At 62.1% G+C, this 13,075-nt stretch carries 17 protein-coding genes; 5 read left to right on the plus strand and 12 right to left on the minus strand.

Annotated features, from left to right (window positions below):
• Positions 1–106, plus strand: a 106-nt coding sequence (locus VW35_RS20985) for a transposase domain-containing protein (RefSeq protein ID WP_152662541.1), incomplete at its 5' end; no start/stop codon positions are given.
• A gap of 321 nt (positions 107–427) precedes the next feature.
• On the opposite strand, the gene VW35_RS08980 is transcribed toward VW35_RS20985, so the two are convergent.
• The 4 genes from VW35_RS08980 to VW35_RS08995 form a co-directional block, all read right to left on the minus strand.
• Positions 428–1,162: a L,D-transpeptidase gene (locus tag VW35_RS08980; RefSeq protein WP_046142733.1), complete on the minus strand. Its 735-nt coding sequence runs from the start codon at positions 1,160–1,162 to the stop codon at positions 428–430.
• Between the two features lie 55 nt (positions 1,163–1,217).
• Positions 1,218–1,562 (minus strand): hypothetical protein, encoded by a 345-nt coding sequence (locus tag VW35_RS08985; protein ID WP_046142734.1) that lies wholly within the window; start codon positions 1,560–1,562, stop codon positions 1,218–1,220.
• A 52-nt stretch (positions 1,563–1,614) separates the two neighbouring features.
• Positions 1,615–2,364, minus strand: coding sequence for a M48 family metallopeptidase (locus tag VW35_RS08990; RefSeq protein WP_046142735.1), 750 nt, complete (start codon positions 2,362–2,364; stop codon positions 1,615–1,617).
• 144 nt (positions 2,365–2,508) lie between these two features.
• Positions 2,509–2,964, minus strand: coding sequence for a DUF2852 domain-containing protein (locus VW35_RS08995; protein WP_046142736.1), 456 nt, complete (start codon positions 2,962–2,964; stop codon positions 2,509–2,511).
• Positions 2,965–3,100: 136 nt separating this feature from the next.
• On the opposite strand from VW35_RS08995, the gene VW35_RS09000 reads away from it, so the two are divergent.
• Positions 3,101–4,405 (plus strand): ActS/PrrB/RegB family redox-sensitive histidine kinase, encoded by a 1,305-nt coding sequence (locus tag VW35_RS09000; RefSeq protein WP_046142737.1) that lies wholly within the window; start codon positions 3,101–3,103, stop codon positions 4,403–4,405.
• 56 nt (positions 4,406–4,461) lie between these two features.
• Positions 4,462–5,013 (plus strand): ActR/PrrA/RegA family redox response regulator transcription factor, encoded by a 552-nt coding sequence (locus tag VW35_RS09005; RefSeq protein WP_083982656.1) that lies wholly within the window; start codon positions 4,462–4,464, stop codon positions 5,011–5,013.
• A gap of 6 nt (positions 5,014–5,019) precedes the next feature.
• Here VW35_RS09005 and VW35_RS09010 read toward each other — a convergent pair whose 3' ends face one another.
• The 7 genes from VW35_RS09010 to VW35_RS09040 all read right to left on the minus strand — a co-directional run bounded on the left by VW35_RS09010 (position 5,020) and on the right by VW35_RS09040 (position 11,061).
• Complete coding sequence (locus VW35_RS09010) at positions 5,020–5,370, minus strand: DUF1428 domain-containing protein (protein ID WP_046142738.1); 351 nt, start codon at positions 5,368–5,370, stop codon at positions 5,020–5,022.
• A 105-nt stretch (positions 5,371–5,475) separates the two neighbouring features.
• The gene (locus VW35_RS09015) at positions 5,476–6,618 is read right to left on the minus strand and encodes an MFS transporter (RefSeq protein WP_046142739.1); all 1,143 of its coding nucleotides are present in this window, start codon (positions 6,616–6,618) and stop codon (positions 5,476–5,478) included.
• A gap of 4 nt (positions 6,619–6,622) precedes the next feature.
• The gene (locus tag VW35_RS09020) at positions 6,623–7,102 is read right to left on the minus strand and encodes an MmcB family DNA repair protein (protein WP_046142740.1); all 480 of its coding nucleotides are present in this window, start codon (positions 7,100–7,102) and stop codon (positions 6,623–6,625) included.
• Entirely contained in the window at positions 7,095–8,279 is a 1,185-nt protein-coding gene (locus VW35_RS09025; RefSeq protein WP_244465877.1) for an MFS transporter, read from the minus strand. Before VW35_RS09025 ends, VW35_RS09020 begins: the two co-directional genes overlap by 8 nt.
• On the minus strand, positions 8,279–9,451 hold the full coding sequence (locus VW35_RS09030) for an MFS transporter (RefSeq protein ID WP_046142742.1): 1,173 nt from the start codon (positions 9,449–9,451) through the stop codon (positions 8,279–8,281). Before VW35_RS09030 ends, VW35_RS09025 begins: the two co-directional genes overlap by 1 nt.
• Before the next feature lie 78 nt (positions 9,452–9,529).
• Positions 9,530–10,108 carry a P-loop NTPase family protein gene (locus VW35_RS09035; RefSeq protein ID WP_046142743.1) on the minus strand — a complete coding sequence of 193 codons (579 nt, stop codon included), beginning with the start codon at positions 10,106–10,108 and terminating at the stop codon, positions 9,530–9,532.
• 50 nt (positions 10,109–10,158) lie between these two features.
• The gene (locus VW35_RS09040; RefSeq protein ID WP_046142744.1) at positions 10,159–11,061 is read right to left on the minus strand and encodes a LysR family transcriptional regulator; all 903 of its coding nucleotides are present in this window, start codon (positions 11,059–11,061) and stop codon (positions 10,159–10,161) included.
• Positions 11,062–11,245: 184 nt separating this feature from the next.
• Between VW35_RS09040 and VW35_RS20990 the strand changes: the two genes are divergently transcribed.
• Both VW35_RS20990 and VW35_RS09045 read left to right on the plus strand, forming a co-directional pair.
• A complete protein-coding gene (locus VW35_RS20990; protein ID WP_083982602.1) occupies positions 11,246–11,410 on the plus strand; it encodes a DUF1127 domain-containing protein in 165 nt (54 codons plus the stop codon).
• Positions 11,407–12,402 carry an aldo/keto reductase gene (locus tag VW35_RS09045; protein ID WP_046142745.1) on the plus strand — a complete coding sequence of 332 codons (996 nt, stop codon included), beginning with the start codon at positions 11,407–11,409 and terminating at the stop codon, positions 12,400–12,402. The genes VW35_RS20990 and VW35_RS09045 overlap by 4 nt, the downstream gene beginning before the upstream one ends.
• 71 nt (positions 12,403–12,473) lie before the next feature.
• Here VW35_RS09045 and VW35_RS09050 read toward each other — a convergent pair whose 3' ends face one another.
• Positions 12,474–12,827 (minus strand): septal ring lytic transglycosylase RlpA family protein, encoded by a 354-nt coding sequence (locus tag VW35_RS09050; RefSeq protein WP_046142746.1) that lies wholly within the window; start codon positions 12,825–12,827, stop codon positions 12,474–12,476.
• Between the last annotated feature and the right edge of the window lie 248 nt (positions 12,828–13,075).

A 13,075-nucleotide genomic window follows, 5' to 3' on the forward strand; every position in this document is an offset into this window, starting at 1 on the left:
CGGCGTCGACCCCAATGCCTGGCTGGCACAAACCCTCAAGAGCATCGCCGCCGGTTGGCCAAACAGCCAGATCGCAGACCTCATGCCATGGAACTTCAAGCCGTAACGGCCTCGGCTACGCGCTGACAACTTATCCCCGCTTCCGGGGACCGGACTATAGTTCAGCCATCACCTCGCGCGGGCAGACTGCATGCGAACTGGGCGGGGTGAGCCGGTCGCGGTCCTTTCGCATGGATTGCGGGTTCGGGCATCGGCCGCCTCGCGACGAGCGATCAAAGGGGCGCTGTGGATGCTGTCCTAAAACGCCGGTTTCCCGCGGTGGCTTTTGCCCCGTTTTAACTACCCCAAGGAGGCAAATGCCACCGCGGGACTGCCTGAATTCCAGAAAACACCCGCGGGGTTTAAACCCCGCGGGCGCTTCGGCACGTCACGCGGCCGCTGGCGGCAGCGCGGCAGCGGCGGCGGGATCGGCGATGACGACGATGGGCGCCCCATGGGGCACGCGCTCATAAAGGTCGATCACGTCGTGATAGAGCAGCCGCACGCAGCCCGATGACACGGCCTTGCCGATCGAATGGACATCCATATTGCCATGGAGGCGATAAAGCGTGTCGCGATTGCCCTGGTGGATATAGAGCGCGCGCGGCCCCAGCGCATTGTCGAGCCCCGGCGGCTGGCCATGGCGATATTTTTCCAGTTCGGGCTGGCGGTCGACCATTTCGGACGGCGGCGTCCAGGTCGGCCATTTGCGCTTGTAGGCAATATGGGCGCGGCCATTCCACTCGAACCCCGCCCGGCCGATGCCGACGCCATAGCGCATGGCCCGGCCATTGGGCATGGTCCAGTAAAGGAAGCGGTTGGCCGTATCGACCACCACCGTTCCCGGCGCCTCGCCGGTCGTGTTGTCGACCTCCTGCCGCCAATAGATGGGGTCGAGCAGGTGAATGGGCGCGGCGGGAATGAGAAAATCCTCGTTCGGCAGCGGCCCATACATGGCGAGCACCTCGGGCGGCACGACCCGCGTCGGCGGCTCGGCAGTCGCCACCGTGGGGCGCGACGCGCCGGTGGTCGTGCAGCCGGCAAGCGCCAGCGCGGCAAGGCTGGCAAACCCGGCCAGCACGGTACGGCGCGACGGCGTCGCGCTCACAAGAATATCGGTCATAATTATCCTCGGCCTCACGCGGAGGCGCTAAAACAGAGCAGAACGAGCGTCGTGTTCAGGCGAGGATTTTTATCGGGGGCCGCAGCCGCATGCTGCCGCTCCAGGCGCGAAAAGTTTTGGCGGGAACTTCGGCGGTTTCTTCCGCCTCCGGCGCCGGCGGCAGGCAGGGCGGAGCAACCGCAACGGCCAGGTGATAGCCGCAGGGCATGACGATGCCGGCGCCAAGGTCGATCTCCCCGCGCTGCACGTTCACGGTGACGCGGATCGGCTGGTTTTCGGCGTCGACGTGGTTGAGCACTACGATCGGCGTTGCCACATAGCGATGCGCATGGCCGGTCGTCATTCCCGCCGTGGCGGCAAAGGCCAAAAGAATCGCGATGAGAAGGGCGAGGCGCTGCATGTCCCCAAGTTGCTGGCGGCCAATTGCGGCAGCACGGGGGCAAATCGCAGCCTCAGGCGCCGGAACCGGGCGGCTCCCATGCCATCAGCTCGCGACCGTGTGCTTTTAGCCACGCCCGCCCCCGCTCCATCTCCGGCAGCGTCCGCTTCACGGTCGCCCAGAAGGCGTCGGAATGGTTCATCTCGACGAGATGCGCGACCTCGTGCGCGGCGACATAATCGAGGACGAACGGCGGCGCGAGGATCAGCCGCCAGTTGTAATTGATCGAGCCGGTCGACGAGCACGACCCCCAGCGGCTCGACTGACTGCGCAGCTTGATGTCGTTGACCGTCACCCCAAGGCGCGCGGCATGAACACCGCTGCGCGCGGTGAGATCGGCGAGGGCCTCGCCTTTCAGCCAATCAAAGAGCCGACGCGGCTGATGTTCCGGCGTTCCGGGAACATGCAGTTCGGGCAGATCGAACTGCGGCACGATTTCCACCCGGCCGCGTGGCTTCCCCGTGCCGACAACAAGATGCGGCACACCGCGCAAAGGCACTTCGGCGCCGGCCTCCAATGTCTGCCGCTTGGCGGCGCGGGGAAGCCGCGCGGCAAGCCAGTTGCGGTGCTTTAGGAGAAACGCCTCGGCATCGGCCCAGCGGGCGCGTTCGGGAATTGTCAGAAGCGGCCCCGCCGCCGGAAGCGACAGGCGAAAACTCGCGGCGCGCTTACTGAGTTTTACCGCAACTTCGACCGGGCGGCCATCGAGTTCGACGGTCACGCTCTTGGGTGGTTTCGGGGGCTGACGGAGGAATGAGAACATGGCGCCGCAGAATCAATTGTGGTGAGTTTAGTGCGGTTCGGCGGCAAAGCCGATAAAACTTATCCCCACCCCCGCCACCCGAACAAAAATGGCGCCCTTGCGGGCGCCAGTTCACTTGGAGTTTCGGGGAGGGACGGCGTGATCTTAGCCGTTATTGTTCCAGTTGTTGGCCGGCGGGGTATTTTCGCCATAGCCCTGGCGATTGCCGCGATGCTCGCTCATGAAGCGGTCGAACTCTTCGCGGTCCTTGGCCTTGCGCAGGTTGGCCATATACTCCTGGAACGCGTCGACTTCGGCATCGAGGCGCGCGCGCTCTTCATCGAGACGGCGCAGCTGTTCGGCGCGATAGTCGTCGAAGGCTGCATTGCCCGAGGTCGAATAATCGCGGTTAAAGCCGGAAAAATGCTTCTTGTTCGAGCGCATAAAGCCGCATCCCTTGTTCCAGTATGCCTGTGCCTTTTCGGCGGAGCCGCCGAACTTTTCACCCCAGAGGATATAGCCCAGCACCATGAGGCCCAGAGGCCAGAAGATGATGAAGCCCATAACCATGAGGGCGATGGTCAGCGGCGACCATTGCGGTTTGATGATTGCTGTGTTCATGTCGTTTCGTTCTCCCAGTCACGATGCGCATAACGTGGCCCTCCCTGGGTCAGGATCAAGAATGTGCCTATGGGATTTCTAGGCTTGAAATGACGATTTTTTCTTCCTATGCGGCGCATCGCCGTTCCGGTTCCGCATGAGCACACTGGCCGTTTCCCAAAGCGAAGACATTTCGCACTGGCGCCCCCTGAGGCTGCAAACGCTGGTACTGTTGCGCTGGCTTGCCGTTGTGGGGCAGACGATCGGCGTTTTGTTCGTGCAGATGGGGCTCGGCTTTCCCTTGCCGCTCTGGCAGTGCCTTCTGCTCATCGCGCTCTCGGCGGCGCTCAATGTCGGGCTCTATCTGCGCTATGGCGCCAAGGGCCAGCTCTCGCCGGAATTTGCAGCCATCCAGCTCGCCTTCGATCTTTGTCAGCTCGGCGGCCTCCTGGCGCTGACCGGGGGCCTTCTCAATCCCTTTTCGCTTTTGCTCCTGGCACCGGTTTCGGTTTCGGCGACGACGCTGCCGCCGCGCGAGACGCTGCTGATTTCGGTGCTCGCCGCCGTTGTCGCCTCGCTGATCGCGGTGATGCACATGCCGCTGCCCTGGCTGCCGGGCGAGGCTCTGGAATTCAACCGCATCTATGTGATCGGCATCTGGGTCTCAATCATTTGCGGCATTGCCTTCATTGCCGCCTATACGATCCGCGTCGCGCATGAATCGCGCCTGATCGCCGATGCCCTGGCGGCGACGGAACTGGCGCTCTCGCATCGCGAGCAGCTGACGGCGCTCGATGGCCTTGCTGCCGCGGCAGCCCATGAACTGGGAACGCCGCTTTCGACCATTGCGCTGGCAGCCAAGGAAATGCGGGCCGAAGCGGAGGAAGGCAGTGCGCTGGCTGAAGACGTCGAGCTCATCATCTCGCAGGCGGCGCGGTGCCGGGCCATCCTGTCAAAGCTGCGCAATCTGGGCAGCGATCCGGCAGATCCCTTTGCCGAAGCGCCGCTGACCGACATCCTCGCCGAGGTTTCCCGGCCGCATGAGGGCCATGGCAAGGCGATCCTGTTCTACTCAGAGCGCGCAATCGGCGCGCCGCCCGTTTTTCCGCGCTCGGTGGGCCTGCTTTATGGGCTCGGCAATCTCATTGAAAATGCGACCGACTTTGCCAAGGAAACCGTGCGCATCGACACGGCCTGGGACCAGGCAACGATCAGCGTCACGATCAGCGACGATGGACCAGGCTTTGCCCCCGAGCTCATCGCCCGACTCGGCGAGCCTTATCTGACGAGCCGCCCGCGCGATCCGCACGGGTCCGACGCGCATCAGCCGGGTGGACTTGGCCTTGGCATCTTCATTGCCAAGACCCTTCTCGAACGCACCGGCGCACGGCTCAGCTTTGCCAATGAAAAGCCGACCGGGCATGCGCGTGTCCACATCACCTGGCCGCGACAAGCCGCCTGATACGATCCAAGCCTTGGGTTTTGACGTTACCGTGGCAAAGCCTTATGGAAATGGTCATGAACACGCTCGAAGACATGTTGGCCGCCGATCCCAGCCTGTTGCTCGTCGATGACGACACGGCCTTCCTTTCCCGCCTTGAACGCGCCATGGACCGGCGCGGCTTTACGGTACGCATTGCCAGTTCGGTTGCCGATGGGATCGCGGCAGTGAACGAACAGCCGCCCGCGTTTGCCGTGGTCGACCTCAGGCTTGAGGACGGCAATGGGCTCGACGTGGTTTCGGCCCTGCATCAGAAGCGGCCTGACGCGCGCGCCGTGGTGCTGACAGGGTATGGCAACATCGCCACGGCCGTCACCGCCGTGAAGCTGGGGGCGATGGATTATCTCTCCAAGCCCGCCGATGCCGACGATGTGATCAATGCGCTGCTGGCAACCGGCGAAGACAAGCCGGAGCCGCCAGAAAATCCAATGTCGGCCGACCGGGTACGCTGGGAGCATATCCAGCGCGTCTACGAACTTTGCGACCGGAACGTCTCCGAAACAGCCCGGCGTCTCAATATGCATCGGCGCACGCTGCAGCGAATTCTCGCCAAGCGCGCGCCGCGCTGATTGCCTCTATACGTCGAGCAGGTTGGCAAAGCCGGCGAAGATCATGCGCTTGCCGTCAAAGGGCATGTCGGGGACATTGAGCATCTCGGGGTCGTTCATCATCTTGTGCTGCACGGCGTCGCGGGTGGCCTTGTCGGGATATTCGATCCAGGAGAACACCACGACTTCGTCCTCCTTGGCATGGACGGCGGTGTAAAAGTCGTTGAGTTCGCCCTTGGGCACCGCATCGCCCCAATTTTCGGTGACGCGTGTCGCGCCCCACTGCTTGAAGAGCGCGGCAGCCGCCTTGGCATGAGCGACATACTTGTCCTTGTTGGCCTTGGGTACGGCGGCCACAAATCCATCGACATAGGTCATTCGGTCTCTCCTCTTGGGTCCATATCCGACTGAGTGCCAGGCGCTGACAATGCGCCTGTCTTCATGCCGACGAACGAGGAAGCCGGAATTCGACAGAGGTCGAGTTCAAGCCGATTTTGGCTTCAACCGTCCGGCCATGGCGAAAGTCAGGACAAGAAGGGGAATGAGCAAGGCAAAGGCCATGCGCACACCAAGACCCTGCGCCACCGCACCGATCAAGGCCGGCGCGCCGAGATTGACGAGCTGGAATATCAGCGTCGTCGCCGCAACGTTTTGCGAAGCCGGCCGATCACCAAGACGGGCGGCAGCGGACAGCATCAGCGGATAAAGCACGCAAATGCCAATGCCGACGGCAAGAAAACCGAAAAGGGCGACATAGGCATTGGGCGCCACTACCGTCAGGCCCATGCCCGCGACGGCGACCGATGCCAGGGTGCGGGCGACGGCCACCGGGCCGAACCGGTCGATGAACCGATCGGCGGCCAGCCGGCCGATAGCCATGGCAACCAGCAATGCCGGCAAGGCCAGGGATTCGACGAAAGCCGGAACATCGAAACTGTCGCGCAGATAGATGATCGACCATGCGCGCGAAGCCCCTTCGGTCAACCCGGCGCCAAGGCCGAAGGCGACGAGACCGAGCGTCGCCAAGGTTGGCAGAGCCAGCTTTTTGGCCTTTTCGCCGGTATAGGCGCGCGGGGGCATCGGCACCATGGGCACGACGACGAAGAGCAGCAGGGCTAGCAGCAAGGGAACCATTGCCCAAAGATGGACCTGTGGTGACACGCCAAGACCGCGCAGGGCGGCCCCCAGAAGCGAAGTCAACAAGAACCCAACGCTCCAGGTCCCGTGACAGGTGTTCATCACGCGTTGCCCGGAGCCGGCCTCGACCCGGTCGGCTTCGACATTCATCGCAATATTGCTCAGCGAAAAGCCGGTGCCGTTGATGGCGAGCAGCGCGAACAGCGCAAAGGGCGTCAAGAAGACGGTCGTCAAGGCCGCTGTGATGATGACGATGGGCAGCACAGCCAGAATGGTGCGCCGCGGCCCGAAGCGCTCGATGATGGCGCTTGAAAAGAGGAACATTGCAAGCCCACCGAGCGGCTGGCCCATGAGCACAAGACCCAGCTGGCCCTCGGAAAGTCCCATAGCCTCCTGTAGGTCCGGAATACGCGTATGGATGGCGCCTGCCGCCAAGGCATGGGTGAAGAACAGGGCGACGATACGCCAGCGGGTCGAGTTAAGTGTCATAAAATCAGCGGGGGCCCGGATCCATCAGTGCATGGATGCGATCGGCTCCGAGGCGGGCAAGCTTGAGAATCAGGGCCTTGCGGCGCGCGGGGGCTAGGGGAGTATCGGGACTGTCCCGCAGAATTGCGCCATCGTGCCCATCGGCGACGATGAGCCCCTCGCTTTGGGGAAAGATTTCGCCATCGAGCTCGGGCGGCTTGGCAAAAAAGAACTTATCGGAAAATTCTCGATATTCGGGCCACTTCCGATCGACCTGGAAATCAATGAGGCTCGATTTGATCTCGATGATCCAGATCTCTCCCTTGGGCCCGACGGCCAGAACGTCGGCGCGCCGGCCATTGCTGAGCGGCACTTCGGCATAGCAGGCCATGTCATGTCGCTCGCGCAGCATGCGCATGACGCCGCGCTGGACGCGCAAGGCCGTGGCCGATTGCCGGAGGTCGACAATCGGGGGCAGGTCGTTGTGCTGCCCCTCGTCAGCCATTGGGCCCGAGCGGTTCGGGCGGCATGCCATGCGGGGCCTCGACCTTCCTCGTGCCGAGCGCGAAGCTCGACGCCCAAAGGCCGGCGATCAGCAAGGGCAGGCAGATGAGGTAGGACATGCGTATTCCGAGATATTCGGCAACGAAGCCCAAGAGTGGGGGAGCAAGGAAGAAGACGACGAAACTGACCTGACCGATGGCCGCGACGTTGACCGCGGCGGGCCGATCGGTCCTTTGCGCAGCGGCCGAAACGGCAAGCGGATAAACCGCCGAACAGCCGGCCCCCATGAGCGCAAAGCCAACCAGAGCCAGCTCAGGGGAGGGCGCTGTGCCCACAAGCAGTGCGCCACCGCTGGCCGCCGTCAGCATGACCATAGCGACATTGCGCGGACCAAAACGGGCAACGATGGGATCGGCCGAAAGGCGCATCGCGGCCATGAAGAAGGCAAAGAGCGTCAGGCCCATACCGCCAACGAAGGGTTCGACCGCAAAGACGTTGCGCATATAGATGGCCGACCAATCGATCCCTGCGCCTTCAACGAGGAAGGCGGCAAAGCCGATAAGGCAAAGCGGCAACAGACCCCAATTGGGGAAAGCGAACCCGTGACCGGCCTGCCCTTCGGCGCGCGCTGGTCTCGGCGCGGCGGTTGCACCAAACAGGAGATAACCGCCGACAGCGACGACGATCAAAGCGACGATGCCCTGGTGCCAGGCGGCACTGATGCCGGATTGGCGGATCATGGCACCGAAGAGAGCGGTGACGAAAAACCCGACGCTCCAAAAGCCATGCGCACGGTTCATGAAGCGCTTGCCGGTCTGCATTTCGAGCCGGTCGATCTCGACATTGAGATTGATCTCGAGCGCACCGGCAAGAAGGCCGGCGACAAAGAGCACGGCGAACATGGCCGGGGCGACCGGCAGCCAGGGAATGGTAGCAAAGAGCACGGCCGGGCCGAGGACGGTGAACAGCGCGGTCGTGCGGAAGCCGAGCCGTTCGATATAGGGCGGGCCGAAGGTCAGGGAGATCAGCGAGCCGATCGACATGCCGATCATGGTCAGGCCAAGCTGGCCCTCGGAAATCTGCAGGTGCGACTGGATATCGGGGAGGCGCGCCATGAGCGCGCCGGTTGTCACGGCAAAAAGGAAAAAGCTCGCATAGATGCGGTGCTGCGGCTGGATCACGGGGTCACCTCGCGCGCGATGGGCTTTGGCCCGAGGACGTGCGCTGTCACAAAGCCGAGGAGCACGAGCGGGAAGCCGACGCCGAAGACCCACTGAATGCCGAAATGCTCGGCGATATAGCCAAGAAGCGGTGGCCCGAGCAGGAAGGCGGTGAAGGAAAACTGCGCGAGCGCCGCGACATTGACCGAAGCGGGACGATCGGTTTGTTGCGCGGCCGCCGACATGGCGAGCGGGAACAGCGCACTCGAACCAACCCCGATCAGGGCAAAGCCGAGATAGGCCACCCAGGCAACCGGAGCGAAGAAGGCAAGAAGGACGCCAATGCCGAGGAGCGTCAGCAAGGCGCGCGCGACAAGGACGGGGCTGAACCGCTCGACGAAACTATCGGCGAAAAATCGCGCCACGCCCTGCGAGCCGGCGACGGTCGCCACGGCAAGCCCGGCAAAGAAGGGCTCGGCATCGAAGAGATTGCGCATATAGATCGCCGACCAGTCGATGCCGGCGCCTTCCATCAGCATGGCAGAGAGGCAGACGCCGACCAGCGCCATGATAGGCAGGGTCGGGCGGGCAAAACGCGGCGGCTCGTCGACGCTGCCGCCGCTCCGGTGCGGCGCAGGCTCGAACCGCCCGAGCACCAGAAGGGTCGCAAGGATCACGACCGGGATCATCAGCATCAGATGGATATGCACTTCAAGGCCGGATTGGGCAATGAAGGAGCCGACAAGGCCAGCTGCAAAAAAGCCGAGCGACCAGAAGGCGTGAGCCCGGCTCATGATCCGCCGGCCGATGGCATGTTCGACGCGATCGGCTTCGACATTGATGATGATCTCGATGGTCCCGATGGTGAGGCCCACTGGCACGAGAAGGAGGAAGAAGGCGAGCGGGGTCTGCGCCCAGCTGGCCAAAGCATACAGCACCGACAAGAGCGGAATGGCCGAAAGAAGGACACGGCGATAGCCGATCCGTTCAACGAAATGGCCGGCAAAGGTCAGTGAAATCAATGTGCCACAGGCCGAACCGATCAGAGCAAGCCCAAGCGCGCCTTCGCCCACACCCATGGCGGTCTGGATATCGGGCAGGCGCGGGAAAATGCTGCCCATGCAAAACGAATAAACAAAAAACGCCCCAAAAACCTTGATCTGGGGCGGCAAATCAATGCCGAATCGCATGACTGGGAAATGCTCTAGAGATCAGACCAGAGGGACGTTAGGCGATTTCAGCAGCAAGTGAAATGGGGCCAAAAGAGTTTATTGCAACGTTTGCATTGCGGCCACAGCCGGTATAGCGACAACGTCGTCGCGCAATACCGAAACGCCATCGAGAAGACTGCGGACGATCTCCAGCCGCCGGAATGGTCCACCGGGCGCTTTGGCCGTGCGCTGCGTCCGTTCGGCGACGCGATTGCGCCGGTCGGGCCCGAAATAACCCTGGCTTTCATAAAAGACGAGATTGCGATCGACCTGACGAGCCAGGCGGTCGGCAAGCTTGGCCTTGGTCTGCGGCAGGGCAACCACGTCGTCAAAGCCCATATTGATGCAGGCGACAGCCGTTTCGATCGACGGCTCCTCAGCGCAATAGACCATGGGCGAAAAGCGTATGAGCGGCGAGGACGAGAAACGGATGGCATGGGCCACGGGCCGCAACTGCGAAAGATCTTTCACGGCCGAAAACAGAAAATAACAGACCGGGGTTTGCCCTGCCTGCTGCTCGACCTGGGATAAGCCCCGATAGTCCGACACGCCGGCAAGATCGAGATCCTTGGACATGTCGAATAGCGTTTGCCAGGCCATGTCCTGTGGCCCGACAACATAGGCGTATGCTTTCATAGCACCGCTGTCCCTGCTGCATTCCCGTGGCGAATGCTAGGCCCCAGCCCCTAACGCAAACCTAACGTTTTGCCTTGGGATTTGCCCCTATGCGGTTTTTCTCCCCGAAAGAGGGGAGCATGATCGTGCATGAGGGCGGCGATGCGATCATTGACGATGCGCACGGCCGGGGTGTGCCGCTCTTCATGGTGACAGACCAGCCATTGCTCGGTTTCGAGCTCGGGTATGGTCGCAGCCATGCGCGATACGCGCGGATCGGCGTCGCCGACGAAGCAGGGAAAGACCGAAATTCCGGCCCCGGCGGCGACGAGTTCTAAAACACTCATGGCGTCATTGCCGCGTATGGCGATGCGGTCGGCGTGACGCGCCTGCAGCCAGCGCGCCGAATTGGTCTGGCTGCCCTCGCCCGCGACGCCGACGAAATAGCCGGCAGCAACCCCGCTGACCATTTCGGGCCGCGCATAAAGTCCATAAGCCACCTTGCCGATGAGACGGCCGGCGAGCCATTGCTCGGTGGGCCGCTGGTTGCGGATGCCGATATCGGCATTGCGCCGGCCGATATCGACCTTTTGATTGGCCGTAACGAGCTCAAGCGCGAACCGGTCCGCAGCGGTCCAGATGCGATCGACATGCCGGGCGAGAAAAGCCGACGTCCAGGGCCCCGCCGAAACGCGCACGACGCGTTCGCCGATGGCGCCATCCTTCCAGCGCTTGAGCGTCAGCATCGCGGTTTCGACGTCTTCGGCGCGGCTGAGCAGATCCTCGCCGGCCTGGGTCAGCTGGTAGCCCGTCTGGCTACGCACGAATAGCGGCTCACCCATCTGTCGCTCGAGCGCCGTAATGCGCCGGCCGAGCGTAGCGGCCGACAGGCGCGTCGTGTGTGTTGCAGCGCTGAGCCCACCGAGGCGCGCCACATCAAGAAAGAGCCGCAGATCGTCCCAGGAAAAGTCCATTTAGCATTTATGAAAAGTGCATTGCGATCTCAACTGTAGCACGAAACTAAGGAGATCGGCAATTCTTGGGCATCAGATCGCACATTAGCGGTCCGGAAACCCGGCATATGGCGACAGATCTGAAACGCAGCATCCCAGGCGCTGCACCCGGTGTCGCTTTGCCGAAAACCAGAGGAGCCAAATCATGTTCAAGCCCATTGCTCATCGTCTCATCGTGTGGCGCATTCGCAGTGCTACTCGCCGCAAACTTGCCCTGCTGGATGACCACATCCTTGACGATATCGGCACCAGCCGCGCTGACATCGGCGACTTCGTTGCCGCCCAACCCATCGACGGCTTGCGTAAATGATTGCGAAGCGACAACTCGGTCGGAAGGGTCCTTCCGTGAGCCCGATCGGGATGGGCTGCTGGGCTATCGGAGGCGCCTTCACTCTCGATGGCCGGCAGGATGGCTGGGGCCAGGTCGATGATGCCCAATCGGTGCGCTGCATCGAACTGGCGCTGGATCTTGGCGCCAATCTTTTCGACACGGCCGACGCCTATGGCACCGGCCATAGCGAAAGCATCATCGGCCGTGCGCTCAACGGCCGGCGCAACCAGGCAATCATCGCCACGAAATTCGGCTTTACCTATGACGAGCGGAACAAGGTGCTGGTCGCTGTCGATGTCTCGCCTAGCTATATCGAATGGGCGCTTGCAAAATCGCTCAAGCGCCTTGGCACGGACTATATCGACCTCTACCAGATCCATGTCGGGGAGTTGACGGATGACGCGGCGGACCGGGCCGGCGAGACGCTTGAGGCCTTGGCCTCAAGCGGCCGGATTCGCGCCTGGGGCTGGAGTACCGACAATGCCGCTGCTGTGCGGCGCATGCTGAAGTTTCCGCATTTTGCCGCCGTGCAGCAGGAGCTTAGTGTTCTCGCCGATGGTCCCGAAATGCTGGCGCTCTGCAACGAGGCCGATCTTGCAAGCCTCAACCGCTCGCCGCTGGCGATGGGCATGTTGAGCGGCAAGTTCACTAGCAACTCCCAACTCGGGAAGGATGACGTCCGGGCGGCAGGCCATTCCTGGGTCCGGTTCTTTACCGACGGGAGACCAAAGCCCGAAACGCTTGGGGCCGTCGATGCCCTGCGCGATCTTTTATGCACCGGCGGCCGCAGCGTTGCGCAAGGGGCGCTTGGCTGGAACCTTGCCCGCTCGGAAAGGACCATACCGATCCCAGGCTTCAAGACTGAAGCACAAGTCCGGGACAATCTTGGAGCCCTCGAAAAAGGCCCGCTTCCGGCCGAGGTGATGGTAGAGATCGAGAAAATCCTCCGGCACGGCCCGCAGGACGCCTGACCATTTTGATTGCCAGAAAAGAAAAAGGCCGCCTCCGGGGCGGCCTTTTTGCATCGGGTGGAGCTTTATGCTCACATCGCTTCGAGACAGACCGAGGTCGTGCCGCGATTGCGGAAACCGAGCGCGGTGGCTGCGGCCTTGGACAAATCGATGATGCGCTTGCCGTGGAACGGTCCGCGATCATTGATCGTTACTTCTATGGCTTTTCCGGTGTTCTGGTCGACGACCTGAACTTTGGTACCGAAGGGAAGGGAACGATGCGCCGCCGTCATGGCGTTTTCGTTGAAGATTTCGCCCGATGCCGCCCGCTTGCCGTTAAAGCCGGGGCCGTACCAGGAAGCGCCACCACATTGGGCGTAGGCTGCCGAGGAAGAAAGAACGAGGGCAGCCGCCGCTGCGGCGACGAGAACGGCTCTTCTGGTCAATGGTCAATGCTCACTGAAGTTATCGATGAGCCGTTGATATTGAGGCGGAGCGGCCTGAATGTGGGCACTTGGGTCACAATGCCCAATCTGTTGCACTGAAGCCGCAATCAATGAATATGCAGTTGTTAACCATAGAGCGAGATTTGGCGGTTCAGTAGAAACTGAATCTCAAAAGTTGCTTCAATCGGACTTTAGAGACCTGCATTATTAGGATTCTAGAAACCAGTTTGTTCACTGTGGCGACCCGG

This window comes from Devosia soli (assembly GCF_000970455.1).
Taxonomy (GTDB): Bacteria; Pseudomonadota; Alphaproteobacteria; order Rhizobiales; family Devosiaceae; genus Devosia; species Devosia soli.